Source organism: Frankia sp. RB5 (assembly GCF_059816245.1).
On record NZ_JCBATA010000096.1, the window covers coordinates 1 to 20,429 of the forward strand.

Here is a 20,429-nt window from a genome sequence, read left to right on the forward strand (position 1 = left end):
CCCGACCACCGGCAGGGGCACGATCTGACGCAAGGACTCGAACTCGGCCCAGGCGAGGAGAGTGCTCACCAGCCGGCGGCTACCGGCACCGAGCCTGCCTTATGCCGACCCGGTAGCTCCCATTAGGGGAGGACGGCGGTGAGCCTGAGCAGGCGGGTGATCTGGGTGGGGTTGAAATTGTCGTCGCTGATGAGCAGCAGCGACGCCGGGCCGTGGCCGGCGGGGGCGGCGATGGCGAGCCCCTCGTAGTTGTCGAGCAGAGGGTTGCGCTGCGGCTCCTTGGCGGTCGCGCCGAGCGTCGGGCAGCGGACCAGGTCGGCCACCTGCTTCTTGGCGACGATGTCGCCGGCCGGGGCGGCGGACAGGTTCGCGACCCCGCTGACGTCGGGCGCCCGGTCAGCGCCGGTGACGGCGTAGAGGGTCACCGTGTTGCCTACGTCCGCCGTGAACGCCGCCTCCAGGACGACGGACCGCCCGTCGTCGTACGCCGCGACCTCGGCGATCCGGTTGCCCGCGTCGACCTGATAGCCGATCTGACGGACGAGCCGGAACCCACCCGGCGCGGCGCGGTCGGCGGTGTAGACCAGGATCCGGCGGAACCGGCCCTCACCGCCGCCCGCCGGGACGTCCCCCGACAGCGTTCCCTCCATCGCCGCGTACACGTACCGCCCGGACGGCGAGATCGACAGCCCCTCCAGCGTCGCGTTCGCGCTCGCCTCACCGGCCGGCGCGACGGCGAACCGCTTCGGCACGTCAAGCTGCGCGGCCTGCGTCCCGTCCCGGCCGAACACCCGGATCGACGGCTCGTTCTCCGAGCTGATCAGAAACCGTCCGTCGGGCAGAACCGCGATTCCCTCGCCGTCGAAGCCGTTCGCGTCGTACGGCGTGCCGTCCGGGTGGCGCAGGACGAGCATGCCCGTCACCCGCGGATGCGCCGGGTCGCGCAGAAAGAACAACCGCGCCGGATCATTGTTGCTGTGATCCTCGACGGCCACATACCCACCACCACGCCGATCAGGGGTGATTCCCGACAGCCCCCCGACCGTCACGCCGTCGAACGACACCTTGTCCAGCCCGTCACTGAACCCCACCGCCACCGCCGCCGGCGGGCAGAGCCGGCTCGACGGCCCCGACGACGCGGCAGGGCTGACGTTCGCGGGGACGGGGAAGGCGACAGCGCCCGGAGCGGTTGCCGCGGCACCCGCAGCGGTACCCGTTGCGCAGACAAGGGCCACTGCGGCCGAGGCCGCCAGAACCGTGCGACGGATTCGCGTCATGACAGTAAGTGTCCAGCTGGATCGGATCCGCGAAAGTCGGTTCACGTGAACGATCCTCAAACATCGGATGGTGGGGCGGTGGGTAGCGTGATCTCCACTCCCAGACATACCTGATCGTGCCGGACTGCGGCGCCGGAGATCGGGATCCGGAACCGGTGGCGGCGCCGGCCGGATTCCGGCCGGATTGTCGAACACGAGCGTCGGAACTTATCGACATCTGACGGGATCCACAGCTCACCCTGAAGCTGTGCGAAAAGTCGCTGTACTGGCAAGCAATGGCGCTGTACTGGCAAAAGAGGAATCCAGATGGCGGCCGCGACTCGCCGTGGCAGTGTTCTGGCAACGTCACGGCGGCCCGTGTCGCGAAATCCGGGGCAAAACGAACGGGTAGCCGCGAGTTCGCGACACGGTGCCGCTGTCCCCCGCAGGCGCCTCCCACCCACGGGAAGTCCGTCCCATCCTCGGCGCTCTGGTCGATGCCGGCAGCAGAGATGATCATGGAACGCGGTTGTTGGGTCGCTGTGCATGAGGTCGCAGGCCGGAGCCGCACTGGTCGACGAGCTTCAGGCGGAGGAGGCGGGGGTGAGCAGGCAGGTGCAGGTGCCGTGGGCGATGAGTTTGCCGTCGGTGCCGGTGACGGTGCCCTCGGCGGTGGCGGTGCGGCGGCCGACGTGGATGGTGCGGGCCTCGCAGGTGAGCAGGTCGGCGGTGAGACTCACCGAGCGGACGAAGTTCACCTTGAGTTCGAGGGTCGTGTAGTAGGTCTCGGGCGGGAGCGCGGTGTAGACGGCGCTGCCCATGGCCGTGTCCATCAGGGTGGCCAGGACTCCGCCGTGCACGGTGAACATGGCGTTCGCGGTCGCCGGTGAGGGCTGCAGGGTCCAGACCGTCCGGCCGACCTCGAGGGTGCCGAGGTGGATGCCGAGCGAGTGGCCGACGCCGACGCCCTCGCTCAGGCCCTGCTCCAGCAGGGCGCGCAGGTCGGCGATACGCCGATCGATCTCGCTGGCATCGCCCGCGTCCGTCGCCGGGGCCGAGCCCGTCACCGCGGCCACCGTGAGGTGAGCATCGGCGCCGCCGGCGGTCTCGGTTGCGGCGGCCATCTCGGCTTCGGCGGCCATCTCGGCTCCGGCGGACGAGGCCGCGCCGTTCTGGCTCGCCATCTGGTTGTGGTCCACGAACCGCACCCTTCTGTCGACGGGGCCGGCGACCTTGCCGCCGCCCGGTGGCCGGGCGAGCCGCGCCGCCGCGACCTCGGTGTCGCCCATCCCCTCGGGCCGCCCCGTGCCACGCCGTTCACGCCGGCCGGCCAGCCCCGGGGCCGGCCGGCGCGCATGGTGGTGCCGCAGCGGATGGTCGGTGCCCCGGGCAAGGAGGTCAACGCCCCGGCGGGGATTCCGATCGGTCGATTTTGATATGCCCACACGATATCTGCGGCCTCGGGCCTGTTCACGCAATCACGGAGTGTCCGGGCGGTGCGTCGGCAAACAAAGGTCGAACGGCGGCCGACCCGTCGGTGCCGGCGGCGAGAATGTCGGATGAACAGCGGGAATGGCGGCCATCACATTCTCGCCGTAAATCGCCGGGTGAGCACGTGGTGGTGGCTCATTGGGACCGGCGATGGATCGATTGAAGGATTTGTCCGTTCGTTGACCTGTCGATGCCTGATTGTCAGTCTCGAGGTGGCGGTGATGCCGCCTGGCACCGCCCGCACATCTGGTTGCCGTGTCGAGAGGGGTGCTTCATGCCGGCGTCGCGATCCGACTTCCCGGTCGCCGCCACCCGCACCATCTCCGCCGCTTCCCCCGCGCCCGACGACGTCGTGCCGGCTGGACGCCCGCCGCTGGAGTGCCATCTGCTGTCGTTCGCGGATCTGGTGCCCGCCGCGCCCGTCGGTGAGTACGGACCACCGAAGTCACTCGTCAAGCGGCTTGGGCGGCTGTTGCTGGCAACGGTCCTGGCCGAGCATCTCGGCGTGCCCTCACCGGGCGACGTCCCCCTTCGGGACAGCGCCGACGGACGGCCGGTGCTGGCGGGCGAGGCGGCGGCGGGCGCGCGGGCCGGGCTCTCCCACGACCGCGGCATGCTCGTCGTCGGCTTCCATCCCGACGGCTGCGCGGTCGACGTCGAGGACACCCCGGTGGCGCTGATCGCCGAGGTCGCCGGCCGGTTCTGCGGCGCGGACGAACGGCTGCGGCTGCCCACCGGCGCCGCCGTGCGCGGGTTGTGGTCGGCGAAGGAGGCCGTTGCCAAGTACACCGGCCTCGGGCTCCGGGCGGGGCTGCGGGAGATCACCTTCGACGGCGATCCGCAGGCCGACTGGGTCCGCTCGTGCTACCCGGGCGCCGCGTGTGCCCCACTGTGCCGGGTGGTCGCGATGCCCGGCCGGCACCTGGCGTTCGCGGTCGGCCCCGGCGGCGAGCCCGGCGTCGGTTCCGCCCCGTCAGGCGCCGTCGACGCCGTGGCCGTGGGCCGGACGCCGTGCGCTGTCGAGGTGCACCGGTGGACGCCGACGGCGTGGTCCTGGTCCGACGGCGATCCGCGTCCCGACCGGCTCGCGCGCGTGGACCTCGAGCCGGCCGGGGAGCTGGCGGACCTCGCCCGCGCGGTCGCGGCCGCCGCGCCGCCGACCCACGCCGCACCGTCCACGTCGGGCGAGCCGCCCACTCGCACCACACCGCCCACCCGCGCCACACCGCCCACTCACACCACGTCGCCCACTCGCACCACGTCGCACGGCTACACCGAGCCGCCCACCCGCACCGCACCGCCCACCCGCACCGCACCGCCCACCCGCACCGGACGGGAGCACATCTGATGCGTGGCCTGACGTTGCCCGGCGCCCTCGACGAGGCGGCCGCGGCCCACCCCGACACGGCCGTGACCTTCCCCAGCTCTCATGAGCGGGTGAGCCTGGCCGAGCTCGCCGACGCGACGGTCGCCCTGGCCCGGGGCCTGGTCGCCGACGGCGTCGAGCCGGGGGAGCGGGTGGGGGTGTTCAGCCGCAACAACGCCGACTTCCTTGTCGCGGTGATCGGCGTCACCCGGGCGGGCGCTGTCGCCTGCCCGCTGCCGCTGCCCACCTCCGCCGCCGACCTCGCCGGCTACGCCGCCCGGCTGGTCGCGGTCACGGCCGCGGCGGGCGCGCGCCGGGTGGTGACCGGTGCGGGAGTCGACGGCATCGTGCGCCGGCTCGGCCCGATCCTGTCCGGACTGAGCTTCGCCGGGGTCGCCACGACGGCGGCCGGCGATGGACCGGCGGCCGGCGGCGGCGGCGCGGTGAGGCTCGGCGGGTCGGCGGCCGGTGGCGGGCGCGGCGGCGGGTTGCCGGTCGTCGCCGAGTCGGATGTGGCGATCGTGCAGTTCACCTCGGGCAGTACCTCCCTGCCCAAGGGCGTCGTGCTGACCCACCGCAACGTCGTGCACGGCACGGCGGCGATCGTCGACGGCATCGAGCTCGGCCGTCCGGGCGACCATGGCGCGACCTGGCTGCCGCTCTACCACGACATGGGGCTGTTCGGGACACTGTCCGCGGTGCTGATCGGCACGCCGATGACGGTCTGGGCGCCGTCGACGTTCATCAAGGATCCGGCGGGGTGGCTGCGGGACTTCGCCGCGATGGGCTGCACGGTCTCACCCTCGCCGAACTTCGGTTACGACGCGCTGCTCACCGCCGTCGGCCCGGATGAGCTCGTGGGGGTGGACCTGCGCCGCTGGCGGATCGCGTTCAACGGCGCCGAGCCGGTGAACCCGGCCACCGTCGACCGTTTCCTCGAGCGTTTCGGCCCGGCTGGGTTCGCCGCCGAGACGATGTTCCCGGTCTACGGCATGGCCGAGGCCACCCTCGCCGTCACCTTCCCGCCGCTCGGTCGCGGGCCGGTCACCACCTGGGTCGACCGCGATCGCCTCGCCCGCGACGGTGTCGCGAACCCGGCCCCGGCCGGTTCGCCGGGCGCGCGCGGTCTGGTCGCGCTCGGCGGGCCGGTCCGCGGGATGCGGCTGCGCGTCGTCGACGAGAAGCGCCAGCCGCTGCCGGATGGCACGGTCGGCGAGATCGAGATCGGCGGCGACGCGGTCACCGCCGGCTACCTGACCGCCGACGCCGACCCGACCATCACCCTGCGCGCGGCAGCGGCAGCGGCAGCGGCGGCGGCTGCGGCTGCGGGAGCCGGCTCACCGGCGGCCGGCGACGCCTGGCTGGGCACCGGTGACCTGGGCTTCGTCGCCGGCGGCGAGCTGTACATCAGCGGTCGCCGCAAGGAGATGATCATCATTCGAGGGGTGAACTACTACCCCGAGGACGCCGAAGCCCTCGTCCGCGACGCGCCGGGCGTCCACCGCCGCCGGTGCGTGGCCGTCGCGGACATGGACGACGCGGGCGGCGAGACGCTGACCGTGATCGCCGAGACCAGCCTCGAGGACGCCGGGGGACGCGTCCTGCTGGAGGCCGAGCTGCGCGCGTCGGTCGCCGCGGCGCTCGGCCTGTCCGAGGTCGCGGTGCGCCTGGTCGCACCGGACGCGCTGCCTCGCACATCCAGCGGGAAGTTCCGCCGTGCCGAGGCCCGTGACCTGGCCCGCTCCCGGCCGCGGTGACCCGCGGCCCGACCCCCGAACCCCGACGGAGGCCAGACCCGAGATGCACGGCTACGACGTCTTCCGCCACTACGAGCGCAAGCGCTGGGCGATCGAGGATCTCCCGTTCGACGAGATCCGCCCGGACGACGTGCGCCCCGAGTACGTCACCATGGTCAAGAGCTCGGTGATGGGCGAGGCGAACTCCATCGCCGCCCAGCACGGGTTCCTCAACGAGTTCGACGACTACGACTTCTCCGCGTTCGTCGCGGTCTGGGGCTACGAGGAGCTCCAGCACCACTTCGCCTTCCGGACCTGGCTCGACGCGGTCGGCGTCGCCATGCCCATCGAGCCCGTGCAGGCGATGCGCGCCCCCTACGCGCCGGGCACGACGCCGTGCGCCACCCTCGCCACCAACATCATCTCTGAGCTGACCGTCAACCACGTCTACCGCTCGGTCGCCGCCTGGGTCGACGAGCCGGTGCTGCGCGGGCTGATGACCCGGGCCAGCCGCGACGAGGCCGGGCACGCCCGCGAGTTCCTCCACTACGCCCGCCGCCGTCTCGCCAGCCACCCCGACGAGCTGTCCTCGGTGCTGGAGACGCTCTACGTCTACACATCCGAGCAGCGCATCAAGCATCCGGTCGGGGTGTTCAAGAGCGGCCTGGCCGAAGTAGAGGACCACGAGACGATCGACACGGCGTTCGACATGTTCCTCGCCGGCATCGCCACCGAGGGTGAGCTCGACCGGCTCCAGGAGAACATCCGCCGCGCCTTCGCCGCCCTCACCGGACTCGACGTCAGCACCAACGGCCGTATCCGCCGCCGCCTCGCCGAGGCGCTCGCGTGACCGCGCCGCACACGTCCGCCCCGCTGGACGCCCCCACGCCGATGGGGGTGTCCGCCGCGCCGGCCGCGCCGGAGCTGCCCTGGGCGGTGCTGGAGGACTACCGCTGCTTCGGGTGCTCGCCGCACAACCCGCACGGCATCGCGCTCGCCTTCACCGAGCATCCCGAGGGCCTGCAGACGTCCTTCAAGCTGGGCCGCAGCTACGAGTCGTACCCGGGGGTGGTGCACGGCGGCCTGCTCGGCGTCGTGTGCGACGAGACGATGGGCAACCTCATCGTCGTGCGCACCGGGCTGGTGGCGTTCACCGTCAGCCTGCGGCTGCGCTACCTCAGCCCGGTCGGCGTCGGCACCGCCTACACCTGCGTGGCCCGGCTGGGCTCGGACGACCCCGGCGGCCCGCTGACCACGGCGACGGCGGAGATCCTCGACGCCGACGGCGCCACCGCCGTGACCGCCACCGCGACCTACCGCAACGTCCCGTTCGGCACCGCCCGGGAGCGCATCGCGCTGAGCGCGACTGAGGCGGGCCGGCTCGACCAGGCGCTGACCGCGACCGCGGGCAGCCAGACCGCACAGGAGATGGCGTGAGCACCGAACCCGACGACATCGTCGCCCGGATCACCGAGATCGTCGCCGCCGAGCTGGGCGTCCCGGCGGAGGGCCTGGCGCCCGAGACCGACCTGCGCGGCATCGAGGGCGCGGACTCCGTGCGGCTGCTGCGCGTGGTCGCCAAGGTCGAGCAGGTCTGGGACGTCGAACTCGACGACGCCGACGTGTTCGGCGTCTCGTCCGTCGCCGACCTGTCCGCCGTCGTCGCCAGTGCGCTGCAGGTGAAGGCGTGACGACCACCGCCGACGCCGGCATCGCCACGCCGAGCACGCCGAGCACGCCGAGCCGGCCGGGGGAGACCAACCAGCACTACGACCTCGACCCGCGGATCTTCGGCCTGTTCCTCGACCCGCTGCGCAAGTACTCCTCCGGGATGTACCGCACGCCCGGGATCACGCTGGCCGAGGCGCAGGAGGCCAAGCTGCACTGGGTCGCCGAGCGGCTCGGGCTCACCCCGGGCGGCGGGCAGCGGCTGCTCGACGCCGGCTGCGGCTGGGGTTCGCTGATCCTTTTCATGGCCCGCGAGTACCAGACCGCGGTGACGGGGATCAGCCCCGCTGGCCGCCAGCACGAGTACATCGCCAGCCGGGCGGCGGAACTGGGCGTCACCGATCGCGTCACCACAGCGGTCGGTCGGTTCGAGGACCTCGACCTGCCGGCGCGCTCCTTCGACGCGGTCACCATGCTGGGCTCGATCGTGCACATGCCCGATGTCGACGTCGCCGTGCGCCGCGCCCGGGCGATGCTGCGCCGCGGCGGCCGCTACTACGTGTCCGAGACGTGCTTCCGCAACGCGGCCGCCCGCGACGAGTTCGACAAGCGCACTGGCACCGAGTTCGTCCGCAACTCCATCTTCGGCTGGGGTGACATGCGCCCGCTGTCGGAGCTCGTCCGCGCGGTCGAGGACGCGGGCTTCTCGGTGGACGACGTCGAGGACCTCACCGAGGACTACCGGCTCACCATCGACGACTGGCTGGTGAACGTCAGCGCCGCCACCGACGCGATCGACGCGCTGCGTCCCGGCATGGCGGCGCAGCTCACCCGCTACCTCGAGGTCGCGAACGCCGGCTGGGGGTTCACGACCAAGCACTACGCCCTGATCTGCCGTAACGCCAGGTAGGACGCCCCGCCAGGTGAGGTGCCTGGCCAGGTGGCAAGCAGCGCCAGGCGGCTGGCGCGGGTGCGCGGGCGTGACTCGCGCCGGCGCACCCGCGCGCCGTCACGGCGGCCGGCGTGGCCGCCCCGCCCGTCCCGGAGGAACCCCATGACAACCACGGCCGGCCCGTCGTCCCCGTCCGTCCGCAACTCCGAGCTCGACGCGAACGCCCCCACGGGGTCGGTGCCGCCGCGGTCGGTCGGCCTGCCCGCCGACGCGCTCGACACCGCCGTCACCGCCTTCATGACCGCCTCGCCGGTGACGCGGCGCTGGGACGTCGAGCGTGACTTCGACTGGGCGGCGGCCGACGCCGACCGGCTCACCGACGGTCAGCGCTCCGCGGTCCGCTTCATCTCCTTCATCGAGGACCACCTGCCGGGCTACTTCGCGGTCTACGGCAGCCGGTTCCCCCTCGACGCCGACGTCGACGTCGAGACGTTCCTGCTCAACCGCGAGATCTACCACTTCACCGTGCGCTGGGCGGCGGAGGAGGACAGCCACGCCCGCGCCCTGTTCCGCTACCAGGTGGAGTCGGGGATCGCGACGGCCGAGTCGCTGCGGCGCGAGCTGGCCGTGGAGGGCCGCAAGGAGTTCTCGCTGCCGCACGACCATCCCGCCGCGCTGTTCGCCTACACGCTCGTGCAGGAGAAGGCGACCCAGATCTACTACCAGAACCTGCGGGCCGTCGTCGGCGACCCGGTGCTCGCCGACGTGCTCAACCGGCTCAGCCGGGACGAGGCGCGGCACTTCACCTTCATGGCCGACATGGTGGAGCTGTACCTGCGCACCTACGGCGACGCGGTCGTCGAGCCGATGCGCGACGCCATCGCCCAGTTCCGGATGCCGCTGGCGGACACCCTGGGCGGCTACTGGCGCTGGGCGCTGCGCATCGCCGATACCGCCCGCTACGACCACACCGAGGCGTACGAGCACCTCGTCCGGGTGGTGCGCCGGGCGGTCGACGCCCCGTCCGAGCGCGTCGACGAGCTCGAGCGCTTCGTGCGCGCCGCCCGGGCCATCCCGGCCTGACGCGCCTGACGCGTCCCATGCGTCCCACGCGTCCCACCGAGCGACCTGGAGGCTCGCCGTGACCACCGTCATCGACCCGCCGACCGTCGAGCAGGCGGCGGGCAGGGTGTTCGATCCCGCCTGGCACCACGACACCTATCCCAGCTATCAGGTGCTGCGCGAGGCCGGGGCGTTCGTGCCCGGGCCGCTCGGCATGCGGCTGGTGACGCGCTACCGCGAGATCGACGCGATCCTGCAGGACCCGGCGTGGAGCCACGCCGAGGAACGCGAGCTCATGCACCCGGACAGCGACGGCTCCGACCTGCCGACCTCGTTCCTGTGGATGGAACCGCCCGACCACACCCGGATCCGCCGGCTGGTGAGCAAGGCGTTCAGCGCCCGGCGGATCGAGGCGACCCGGGAGCGCTGCCGCGGGCTCGTCGACGAGCTGCTCGACGCGGCGATCACCGCCGGCGAGGTCGACCTGGTCGAGGCGATCGCCTACCCGTTGCCACTGACGATGATCGCCGAGCTGATGGGGGTGCCGGCGGCCGACCACGGCGCGGTGCGGTCGATGTCGTACTGGCTCGCCCGCGGCCTGGATCCCGACATCCTGCTCAGCCCCGAGGAGGTCGAGAAGCGCAAGGTCGCGGCCCGCGGGTTCCGTGCGTACTTCACCGACCTCGTCGCGCGGCGGCGGGCGGAGCCGGCCGACGACCTGATCAGCGGGCTCGCGCTGGCCGAGGCGGAGGGCGACCGGCTCAGCGCCGACGAGATGCTCTCGACCCTGGTCGTGCTGCTGGTGGCCGGGCACGAGACGACGGTCAGCCTGATCTCCGGCGCCTTCCACGCCCTGATGCGCAACCCGGACCAGTACGCGGCGCTGCAGGCCGACCCGGACCTCGCCGGCCCGGCGGTCGACGAGCTGATGCGCTACTGCACCCCGTCGCACCTGACCACGCGCCGCGCGGTGCGCGACACCGAGGTGTCCGGGGAGTCGTTCGCCGAGGGTGACGGTGTGATCATCCTGCTCGCGGCGGCGAACCGGGACGCCGACGTCTATCCGGACGCCGAGCGGCTCGACCTGGCCCGCTACGCGCGCGGTGCCCGCCCGGCGCGCCATCTCGGCTTCGGGCGCGGCCACCACTACTGCATCGGCGCGCCGATGGTGCGCCTCGAGGTCGAGCTGCTGCTGCGCGCGCTGGCCCGGCGGGCGCCGCGGATGACGGCGCTGGCGGACCCGCCGCCCTACCGGCCGAACCTGATCGTCCGGGGAATCCAGGAACTGCGCGTGCAGCTGTCCGGACGGTAGGCGATCCGTACGCGTCCGGTCGCCTAGGGACCATCGGGCGCGGTCGGGCCGGCCAGTTCGCGAAAAAGTTGTTCATCTGTAGGGGAGCGGTGACGCGGTGTTCGGTGTGGCCGGGCTCACGCCCCGCGGCAGGCGTTCGCCACTCCGGTGACCCATGGTGGGAAGGTGTGGTTCACCAGGGGTTAGCTGGCGCCGTTAGGCTGACACTCGATGCCCCTGTGGAGGTGGCCATGGAGTTGCGGCATCTGGTGTCCTTCCTGGCAATCGCGGAAGAACTGCATTTCGGCCGCGCTGCCGCTCGCCTACATCTTTCCCAACCCTCGTTGAGTCAGCAACTACAACGACTGGAACGCAACCTCGGCGTCGAACTCGTGGCCCGAACGTCGCACGACGTTCGGCTCACGGCGGCGGGGAGGGCCTTCGAGACGGAGGCGCGGACCATCATCTCGCAGATGCGGAAGGCGACACACACCGCCCGCGAGGTGGCCGCCGGCCGCACCGGTGTGGTACGCGTCGGCTACAACTTCCCCGGCGGTCAGCATGTCGTTCCGGCGGCGTTGGCCAAAATGTCAGCCGAATATCCGGACGTGAGCGTGACCCTCGTCGAGCAGCGCACCGGACCGCAGCTGTCGGCGCTGTCCTCCGGCGAGCTGGACGTGGCCATCGTCTACGGCCGTCCGACGTCCCCCGAGTTCACCTCCCGGCGGTTGTTCCGTATTCCGCTGGTCGCGGTGGTGGGGCATGGTCATGTCTGGGCCGGGCGCGGTGGCATTCCGTTCGGCGAGCTCGCCCGCCAGCAGTGCGTGCTGTTCGCACGGGAGAAGAGCCCGGCCATGTACGACGCGATCCAGGCGGCGGCGGAGGCCAGCGGCATCACGCTGTCCGTCGCCCACGAGGTGGACGACCCCAGCGCCACGGCGATCGTCGTCTCGGTGAAACCGCTGGTCGGCTTCGCCTCCGTGACGCGCGGACTGCACATCGGCTCCGCCGTGGGCGGGCCCCGGCCAACGCCGGTTCAGCTCTACGACCCGGTGCCCACCCTCGACCTGTACGCCGTGTGGCGGACGGCGAACACGGCGCCGCTGGTCGACGTGTTCGTCGAGTGCATCGAGGCGGCGCGGCCATTCCAGATTCCAGCCTACCGGGGGCCCGAGCCGCGCGCCCGGCGATAGGGAACCCCGACCGTTCAATGCATTAGAATGAATCGCCTTGCCGCCTTGTCGGGATAATCCGAGACTCGGGCATGGAATCGTGGCCGCGTTTCACCGTGATATTCACGGTGAAACGACGCCCGGGCTACCGCGGGAAGGTGATGAAACGTGCGGAAATCAACCACGGCCGACGCCGTGGTCCTGCCGGACGACCAGGGCGTCTGGTCCGTGATCGACACCGGCGCCCGGCTCCACCCGGAGCGGGTCGTGCTGGTGCGGACGGACGGCGTGGCCGGCACCTCCGAGGACATCAACGGCCGGCGACTCGCCGAGGACCTTCGGATCGTGGGAACCGAACTGCTCGCCCTCGGGGTCGCGCACGGCGACCGGATCGCCATCATGGGGCGGACGAGCTACCCGTGGGCGCTGCTCAGCTACGCGGCCCAGGCGATCGGCGCGATCATCGTCCCTGTCTACCCGACGGCGTCCGAGACGCAGGTCCGCCACACCGTCACCGACTCCGCGGTGGCCTGGGCGTTCGCGGAGACCGACGAGCAGGTGCGCCTCGTCGGCGACGCCGGCGGCGACACCCTGCGCCACCCGACCTGGCCGCTCACCCAGATCGACACCTGGCTGACCGGCGCCAGTGACGCCAGTGACGGCGGTGCGGACGGCGCCCGGGCCGGCGGAGACGGTGCCCTGCGGCGTGACGCGGCCGAGCGGGCGCGGCTGGCCGACGAGTTCGCCCAGCGCGCCGCGAAGGTCCGCGCCGACGACATCGCCATGATCATCTATACCAGTGGGACCACTGGACCGGCCAAGGGTGCCGTGTTGACCCACCGGAACACGTTCTCGTCGTCCGCGGGCACGGTCGAGCACACCGGCGACCTGTTCCGCACCGCCCCCGACGGCACCCAGGCCACCAGCGCGATCGCCCTGCCGCTGTCGCACGTGTTCGGCCAGACGATCCTGCTGGCCTGCCTGTACGCCGGCACCCGCACGGTGCTGCTGCCGGGCGTGCCGGAACTCGTGCCGGCGATGCGCACGATCCGCCCGAGCTTCCTGGCCCTCGTCCCGTACGCGCTGGAGAAGATCCGCAAGCGGGTGCGGGACCTGCCGCACGACGAGGTCGCCGCGGTGTGCGGCGGGCGGCTGACCCAGGTGATCTCCGGCGGGGCGTCGCTGGACGCGACGACGGAGGCGTTCTTCGCCAGTGCCGGCGTCAACGTCCTCAACTGCTACGGCCTCACCGAGGCGGCGACCGCGGTCACCGTCAACCAGCCGGCGACGAACCGGCGCGGCACCGTCGGACGGCCGATCCCGGGCACGACGGTCGCCATCGCGGACGACGGTGAGGTGCTCGTGGCGGGCGCCAACGTCTCCCCGGGCTACTGGTCGCGCGCGGCGGGCGACGTCAGCCGCGACGCCACCGGACCGTCCGAGCAGCGGTGGCTGCACACCGGCGATGTCGGTCATCTCGACGACGACGGCTACCTGGTCATCACCGGTCGCCGCAAGGAGATCCTGGTGACCGCCGGCGGCAAGAACGTCGCGCCCACCCCGCTGGAGGACCGGGTCCGGCTGCACCCGCTGGTGAGCAACTGCATGGTGGTCGGCGAGGGCCGGTCGTTCGTCTCGGCGCTGCTCACCCTGGAAGCCGCTCCACTGGCGGCCTGGGCCGCCGCGAACGGCGTCCCGCTCACGCCCGCCGCGGGCGACAGCGCGGGCGCGGGCGACGGTGTGGACGGCGACGGTGTGGACGGCGACGGTGTGGACGGCGACGGTGTGGATGGCGACGGGGCGGGCGGTGACTGGCGGGACAACCCGCGGCTGCTCGCCGAGCTGCAGCTCGCCATCGACGACGCGAACAGTCTGGTGTCCCGGGCCGAGTCGATCCGCCGGTTCCGCGTCCTCGAGACCGACTTCACCGTCGACGGTGGTCATCTGACCCCGTCGATGAAGCTGCGTCGCGCCGCCATCGAGCGGGATTTCACCGACGCGATCGCATTTCTTTACCAGTGATATCGGCCACTCGATTGTCTCGACTTATCGGCCGATGACATGTCGGCCGGTCCGTTGACCATGGATCTGCCAGGTCAGCACCATGACAAGGAACCCCAGCCCGCACCGAACGCAGCCGGCCGCCGCCGGCCGACAACGGGAGGACCCCGCAGATGTACGACGTCATCGTGGTGGGCGCACGCTGCGCCGGATCGCCCCTGGCGATGCTGCTCGCAAGGCGCGGCCACAAGGTTCTCGTGGTGGACCGCGCCACGTTCCCCAGTGACACGGTGTCCACCCACTACATTCACCAGGCCGGCCTCTCCCGGCTGCAGGACTGGGGGATTCTGGACCGCCTCGTCGCGACCGGAGTGCCGCCGATGCGCCACCTGAACTTCTCGTACACCGATATCTTCCTCGAGGGTTTCGCCGATCCGATCGACGGGATCGACGCGACGTACTCGCCGCGCCGGACCATCCTCGACGAAATCCTGGTCGACGAGGCCCGGAAGTCCGGTGCCGAGGTTCTCGAAGGCTTCACCGTCACCGAGGTGATCTTCTCCGAGGGGCGCGCGGCCGGCATTCGCGGCCGGTTCGGCGACGGTCCCGAGCAGGAGTTCCGCTCGCAGTTCGTGGTGGGCGCGGACGGCCGCAACTCGACGGTCGCGGGCCTGGTCGGCGCTGAGATCTACCGCTCCGTCCCGGCTGCCTGCTTCGTCTACTACTCGTACTACAGCGGCCTGGACTGGGAGTTCCAGCACCGGACCGGCAACGACCCGCAGCAGTTCGGCGTCTGGCCGACCCACGACAACCAGCACCTGGTCGCCGTCATGCGCCGGCGGGAGCGGCTGCGGGAGTTCCGCGCCGACATCGACGGCAGCTTCCAGGAGATCTTCGACCAGATCGACCCGGTGCTCGGCGACGACATCCGGGCCAACGGGAAGCGTGAGGAGAACTTCCGGGCGATGTCCTACCCGGACAACTTCTACCGCCGTTCGGCCGGTCCCGGCTGGGCCCTCGTCGGCGACGCCGGCTACCACAAGGACCCGTTCACCGGCTGGGGCATCACCGACGCCCTGAAGTACAGCGAGGTACTCGCCGAGAAGCTGCACGAGGGTCTTTTCGGCGCCCGCCCGATCGATGAGGTCGTCGCCGAGTACACCAAGATCCGCGACGCGGAGAGCAATGGAACGTTCGAACTCACCTGCAGCCTCGCGGAACTGAGCCTCACCCCCTACTATGACTCGGTATTCCGGGCCACCAGCATGGACCGTGAGTACACCACGAAGTTCTTCGGCCTCATCTCCGGCGGTGTTCCGGGCGAGGAGTTCTTTGCCCCCGCGAACCTCGCGGCGCTCTACGAGAAGGTCGACTTCCCGGCCGACCGACGCTTCCTCACCAAGTCCTGACCCTGCTTTCCGGCGCGACGCCACCCGGCCTGCCCGGGCGGCTCCCCGCGCTCTGATCCACAGCTGAACATCGCGTCGCGCCGCGGCCCCGACACGGAGGCGAACAATGCCCACAGTGAGGTTCACCGCTCTTGGTGACAGCTTCGTCGAGGGCCGCGGCGACGTCGGCGCCGACGGCTCGTACATCGGCTGGGCCCGCCGGTTCGCCCGGCGGATGGGGGTTTCCCCCCGCGAGTCCCGCAACCTCGGCGCCTACCAGGCGACCACCCAGGAGGTCGTCGACCGGCAGCTGCACCAGGCGCTGGCCCGCAAGGCGCCGCTGATCGGCGTCGTCGTCGGCGTCAACGACATGGTGCAGGACTGGGCGCCCGACCGCTTCGCCCGCAACCTGCACACCATCTTCGGGTCACTGGCGGGCCTGGACACCACCGTGTTCACCGCCAGCTACCCGGACATCCCCGCGAACCTCCCGCTGCCGGACGAGTTCCGCAACCTGCTGCGCGAGCGCTTCGCGTTCGCGAACACCGTGCTGCGCGAGGTCTGCGAAGCCACCCGCACGCTGCACCTCGACATCGCCGCCGGGCCCGAATGGTCGGGCCGGGGGCTGTGGAGCGAGGACGGCCTGCACCCGAACACCGACGGACACCGCCGTTTCGCCGAGGACATGGCGGACCTCGTCGAGCGAGCGTCCTGGCTGACGGCTGCCTGATCCGGAGCGTCCACACCGATCCGGACCGTCCAGCCGGCCCCCTGACCGGCCGAGAAGGGATTCCCGTGCCCAAGCCAGCGCAGCCCGCGCGCCCGAGCGAACCCGTCGACCTCGACGCCCGGCGGCTCGCCCGCAACCCGATCGCGATCGTCGGCATGTCGGGCCTGTTCCCGATGGCCCGCAACCATCGCGAGTACTGGCAGAACGTCGTCGACGGCGCCGACTGCACCACCGAGGTCCCGGCGTCGCGCTGGAGCCTCGACGACTACTACGACGCCGACCCCGCCACCCCGGACCGCACCTACTCGCGGCGCGGCGCGTTCATCCCGGACGTCGAGTTCAGCCCGCTGGAGTTCGGCATGCCGCCGAACCAGCTCGAGGTCACCAGCACCATGCAGACGCTGAGCCTCGGCGTCGCCCGCGACCTGCTGCGCGACGCCGGCGCCCGGGACCTCGCCGGCAAGGACGCGGACTGGTACGACGCCGGGCGCACCGGCGTCGTACTCGGCACCACCGGGCCCGTTCCGCTGATGCACCCGCTGGCCGCCCGGCTGTCCACGCCGGTGCTGCGCGAGGCGGCCCGCAGCATGGGCCTGTCCGACGCCGACGCCGACGAGCTCGTGAAGCGTTACGTCACCGCCTACGCGCCGTGGGAGGAGAACTCCTTCCCCGGACTGCTCGCGAACGTGGTCGCCGGCCGGGTCGCGAACCGCCTCGACCTCGGCGGCATCAACACGACAGTGGACGCGGCCTGCGCGGCCTCGCTGTCCGCGGTGCGCCTGGCCATCGCCGAGCTCGTCGACGGCCGTGCCGACACGATGATCACCGGTGGCGTCGACACCGAGAACACGATCTTCATCTACCTGTGCTTCTCCAAGGTCTCGGCGCTGTCGAAGAGCGGCACGATCAGCCCCTTCTCCGACGACGCCGACGGCACCCTGCTCGGCGAGGGCATCGGCATGCTGGCGCTGCGCCGCCTCGCCGACGCCGAGCGGGACGGCAACCGGATCTACGCCGTCATCCGCGGCCTCGGCTCATCCAGCGACGGCCGGTTCAAGAGCATCTACGCCCCGCGCGCCGAGGGGCAGCGGGTCGCCCTCGACCGCGCCTACGCCGACGCCGAGTGCACCCCCGACTCGGTGGAGCTGTTCGAGGCGCACGCCACCGGCACCGCCGTCGGCGACCGCACCGAGCTCACCGCGCTGAGTGGCCTGCTGCGCGACGCCAGCGACGAGAAGCACTACGCGGCGCTCGGCAGCGTCAAGTCGCAGATCGGCCACACCAAGGGCGCCGCCGGCGCCGCGAGCCTGATGAAGCTCGCCCTCGGGCTCTACCACAAGGTGCTCCCGCCGACGATCAACGTCGACCGGCCGAACAGCGCCGTCGACTTCGGCGACGCTCCGTTCTACGTCAACATCGCCAACCGGCCGTGGATCCGCGACCCGCACCGTCCCGTGCGCCGCGCCGCCGCCTCCGCGATGGGCTTCGGTGGGACGAACTTCCACGTCGTGCTGGAGGAGTACAGCGGCGACCGCACCGACCTGCGGGTGCTGCACCGCACCGCCCGCGCGTACCTGTGGCACGCCCCCGACACCGCCGCGCTGCTGGAGCTGCTGCGCTCCGGCGCGCCGGCGGTCGACGGCGCGGTCCCCCCGGACGCCGCCCGCGTCGGGTTCGCCGCCGCCGACGAGGAGACCGCCGAGGACCTGCGCGAGCTCGCCATCGCCCAGCTGGAGCGCGACCTCGAGGCGACCGAATGGTCGCACCCGCGTGGCGTCCACTTCCGCGCGAGCGGCCGCACGGATGTCACCGTCGCCGCGCTGTTCGCCGGGCAGGGCAGCCAGTACCTCGACATGGGCCTGGAAGCCGCGGTCAACGTGCCGCCGGTCGGTGCCGCCTTCGACGAGGCCAACGCCGCCTTCGATGGCGCGCCGCGCCGGCTCGCGTCGATCGTGTTCCCACCGCCGGTGTTCGACGCCGCCGAGCGCCAGCGCCAGGAGACGGCCCTGCGCGCCACCGAGCACGCCCAGCCTGCGATCGGCGCGCTGTCCGTCGGCCAGTACCGCTACCTGCACGAACTCGGACTGCGCCCGGCCGGCTTCCTCGGCCACAGCTTCGGCGAGCTGACCGCCCTGCACGCCGCCGGCGCCGTCGACGCCGAGGGCTTCTTCCGCCTCGCCCGCGAGCGTGGCCGCGCCATGGCCCCGCCCGCCCCCGGCCCCGCCTCCGCCGCCTCCGCCGAGTCCGGGGCCGACGCGTCGGGTGCCACCGAGACGGGCACGATGGCCGCGGTGCCGGCGAGCCGTGAGCGGGTCACGGAGCTGCTCGCCGACCACCCCGACGTCGTCGTCTGCAACCACAACGCCCCCGAGCAGGTCGTCGTCGGCGGCCCCGGCGAGGCGGTGGCCGCGTTCGTGCGCCGCTGCGCCGACGAGGGGCTCGACGCCCGGACGCTGCCGGTGTCCGCCGCGTTCCACACGCGCTACGTCGCGCACGCCGTCGACCGGTTCGCCGCGGCGCTCGCCTCGACCCCGGTCGCCGAGCCGTCCGCGCCCGTCTACCCGAACACCGACGGCGCGAGCTACGGCGCGGACCCAGCCGCCAACGCCGCCGTGCTCGCCCGCCAGCTGCTCGAACCGGTCGAGTTCGTCGCCGCCGTACGCGCCGCGCACGCCGCCGGCGCCACCGTGTTCGTCGAGTTCGGCCCGAAGCAGGTGCTCACCCGGCTCGTCCGCCAGATCCTTCCCGACGCCGGCGTCGTCGCGATCGCCACCGACGCCGGACCGCTCGGCGACAGCGACGTCACCCTGAAGGCCGCCGCCGTCCAGCTCGCCGTGCTCGGCGTGCCGCTGGCCGACATCAACCGCTACCAGGCGGAGCCGCCCGCGGCCGTCACCACCAAGGGCCCGACGGTCACCCTCTCCGCCCCCGAGTACACCCCGCCGACCCGCCGCGACGCCTACGCCGCCGCCCTGACCAGCGACTACCGCCTCTCCGTGGCCGCGATCCCCGTGCAGGCCCCCGCCGCGAACGCCGCCGCTCCCGCCGTCACCCCGTCCACCACGGCTGACACCGCTGCCACGGTTGCCAGGGCTGTGACCACGCCGCCCCCGGCCGCGACCGCCCCGGCCGTGGCGTCCTCGGTCGCGGCCGGGGCGGCGGACCTCGTCGGTGCGAGCGGTGTGCACACGAACGGCGCGCACACGAACGGCGTCCACACCGGCGGTGCCCATGCGAACGGTGCCGGCGCACTCGGCGCCCCAACGAACGGAGCGTCCGTGACCGGCCAGACCGTGACCAGCGCCGAGGTGAACGGCGCGACCACGATCGGCGCCCTCGCGCACGGTGGGGTGGACGACGCGCACCCCTACGGCGCGCCGGCCGGCGTGGGCGGTGCGATCCCGGCCGTCAGCCCGGACGACGTCCTCGCCCAGCAGGTCAACCTGCACGCCGTCTACCTCACCGGCCAGCTCGACGTGGCCAGCCGCCTGGTCGACGCGCTGCACGAGTACCAGCGCGGTGGTCGCGAGGACCCGCGGTTCGCCGACGCCATCGCCACGGTCGCGAACCAGAGTGTCGTGATCGGCCAGACCCATGCGCAGGCCAACGACGTGCTGGCCCAGCTCGCCGAGCTGGAGCTGGCCACCCTCGACCCGACGGCCCCCGGCGCCGTGGGCCGGCGGGTTCTTCCGGCCGCGCCGCCCGCCGCGGCGCTGGGAGCCCGCGCCCTGCCCACCGCGCCGCCGCTGAGCGCCCCTGTCCCAGCCCCCTCCGCACCCGTCGTGCCGAGCGTGCCCTTCGCGCCGTTCGCGCCGTCCGTTCCCGCCGCGCCGACCGGCCCTGCGCGGGTCCCCACTCTTCCAGCGCCCGCGCCGGCCCCCGAGCCTGCCGTGCTCGACCGGGACGCGGTGCGCTCGACGCTGATCGATGTCGTCGCGGAGAAGACGGGCTATGCCCCGGACATGATCGACACCGGGATGGATCTGGAGGCGGATCTCGGGGTTGACTCGATCAAGCGGGTGCAGGTGCTCGGGGCCTTGCGGGAGCGGTTCCCGCAGGCGCCGACGGTCGGCCCGGAGCAGCTCGCCGAGCTGCGGACCCTCGACCAGATCACCGAGTACGTCGCCGCGTCCCTCCCGGCGACACCCGACGCGGCCTCCACTGCCGCTGCTACCGCCACCTCCGCCGGCACCGTCACTCCCGCCCCTGCCGCTCCCGTGGCCGGGGCGCCCACCTCGCCGGGGACGTCCGGCGTGGCGCTCGACCGGGACGCGGTGCGGTCCGCGCTGGTGGACGTGGTGGCGGAGAAGACGGGCTATGCCCCGGACATGATCGACACCGGGATGGATCTGGAGGCGGATCTCGGGGTTGACTCG

General features: G+C 72.4%; 15 protein-coding genes and 1 pseudogene. 14 read left to right on the forward strand and 2 right to left on the reverse strand.

What is annotated here, in order from left to right; genetic code table 11:
• Positions 1-122: 122 nt before the first annotated feature.
• Both AC6EXY_RS31375 and AC6EXY_RS31380 read right to left on the reverse strand, forming a co-directional pair.
• Entirely contained in the window at positions 123-1,091 is a 969-nt protein-coding gene (locus AC6EXY_RS31375; protein ID WP_243407484.1) for an esterase-like activity of phytase family protein, read from the reverse strand.
• Between the two features lie 749 nt (positions 1,092-1,840).
• Positions 1,841-2,545: a PaaI family thioesterase gene (locus AC6EXY_RS31380; protein ID WP_499817556.1), complete on the reverse strand. Its 705-nt coding sequence runs from the start codon at positions 2,543-2,545 to the stop codon at positions 1,841-1,843.
• 476 nt (positions 2,546-3,021) lie between these two features.
• On the opposite strand from AC6EXY_RS31380, the gene AC6EXY_RS31385 reads away from it, so the two are divergent.
• The 14 genes and pseudogenes from AC6EXY_RS31385 to AC6EXY_RS31450 form a co-directional block, all read left to right on the forward strand.
• A complete protein-coding gene (locus tag AC6EXY_RS31385; RefSeq protein WP_499817555.1) occupies positions 3,022-4,095 on the forward strand; it encodes a 4'-phosphopantetheinyl transferase family protein in 1,074 nt (357 codons plus the stop codon).
• Complete coding sequence (locus AC6EXY_RS31390; protein WP_499817554.1) at positions 4,095-5,870, forward strand: AMP-binding protein; 1,776 nt, start codon at positions 4,095-4,097, stop codon at positions 5,868-5,870. The genes AC6EXY_RS31385 and AC6EXY_RS31390 overlap by 1 nt, the downstream gene beginning before the upstream one ends.
• A gap of 43 nt (positions 5,871-5,913) precedes the next feature.
• A complete protein-coding gene (locus AC6EXY_RS31395) occupies positions 5,914-6,699 on the forward strand; it encodes a ferritin-like domain-containing protein (protein WP_101831095.1) in 786 nt (261 codons plus the stop codon).
• A complete protein-coding gene (locus AC6EXY_RS31400) occupies positions 6,696-7,286 on the forward strand; it encodes a PaaI family thioesterase (protein WP_499817553.1) in 591 nt (196 codons plus the stop codon). Before AC6EXY_RS31395 ends, AC6EXY_RS31400 begins: the two co-directional genes overlap by 4 nt.
• On the forward strand, positions 7,283-7,540 hold the full coding sequence (locus AC6EXY_RS31405; RefSeq protein WP_101831091.1) for an acyl carrier protein: 258 nt from the start codon (positions 7,283-7,285) through the stop codon (positions 7,538-7,540). Before AC6EXY_RS31400 ends, AC6EXY_RS31405 begins: the two co-directional genes overlap by 4 nt.
• Positions 7,537-8,427: an SAM-dependent methyltransferase gene (locus AC6EXY_RS31410; RefSeq protein WP_499817552.1), complete on the forward strand. Its 891-nt coding sequence runs from the start codon at positions 7,537-7,539 to the stop codon at positions 8,425-8,427. Before AC6EXY_RS31405 ends, AC6EXY_RS31410 begins: the two co-directional genes overlap by 4 nt.
• A gap of 144 nt (positions 8,428-8,571) precedes the next feature.
• Positions 8,572-9,492, forward strand: coding sequence for an acyl-ACP desaturase (locus AC6EXY_RS31415; RefSeq protein WP_499817551.1), 921 nt, complete (start codon positions 8,572-8,574; stop codon positions 9,490-9,492).
• Positions 9,493-9,550: 58 nt separating this feature from the next.
• Positions 9,551-10,783: a cytochrome P450 gene (locus AC6EXY_RS31420; protein WP_499817550.1), complete on the forward strand. Its 1,233-nt coding sequence runs from the start codon at positions 9,551-9,553 to the stop codon at positions 10,781-10,783.
• A 230-nt stretch (positions 10,784-11,013) separates the two neighbouring features.
• A pseudogene (locus AC6EXY_RS31425) lies at positions 11,014-11,139 on the forward strand (LysR family transcriptional regulator); the annotation flags it as partial.
• 96 nt (positions 11,140-11,235) lie between these two features.
• A complete protein-coding gene (locus AC6EXY_RS31430) occupies positions 11,236-11,955 on the forward strand; it encodes a LysR family substrate-binding domain-containing protein (protein ID WP_341477203.1) in 720 nt (239 codons plus the stop codon).
• 147 nt (positions 11,956-12,102) lie between these two features.
• A complete protein-coding gene (locus AC6EXY_RS31435; RefSeq protein WP_499817549.1) occupies positions 12,103-13,956 on the forward strand; it encodes an AMP-dependent synthetase/ligase in 1,854 nt (617 codons plus the stop codon).
• Positions 13,957-14,108: 152 nt separating this feature from the next.
• The gene (locus AC6EXY_RS31440; RefSeq protein ID WP_499817548.1) at positions 14,109-15,344 is read left to right on the forward strand and encodes an NAD(P)/FAD-dependent oxidoreductase; all 1,236 of its coding nucleotides are present in this window, start codon (positions 14,109-14,111) and stop codon (positions 15,342-15,344) included.
• Between the two features lie 106 nt (positions 15,345-15,450).
• Positions 15,451-16,053 (forward strand): SGNH/GDSL hydrolase family protein, encoded by a 603-nt coding sequence (locus AC6EXY_RS31445; RefSeq protein ID WP_101831085.1) that lies wholly within the window; start codon positions 15,451-15,453, stop codon positions 16,051-16,053.
• Between the two features lie 65 nt (positions 16,054-16,118).
• Positions 16,119-20,429 (forward strand): beta-ketoacyl synthase N-terminal-like domain-containing protein (locus tag AC6EXY_RS31450; protein WP_499842455.1); only part of this gene is annotated, 4,311 nt, incomplete at its 3' end.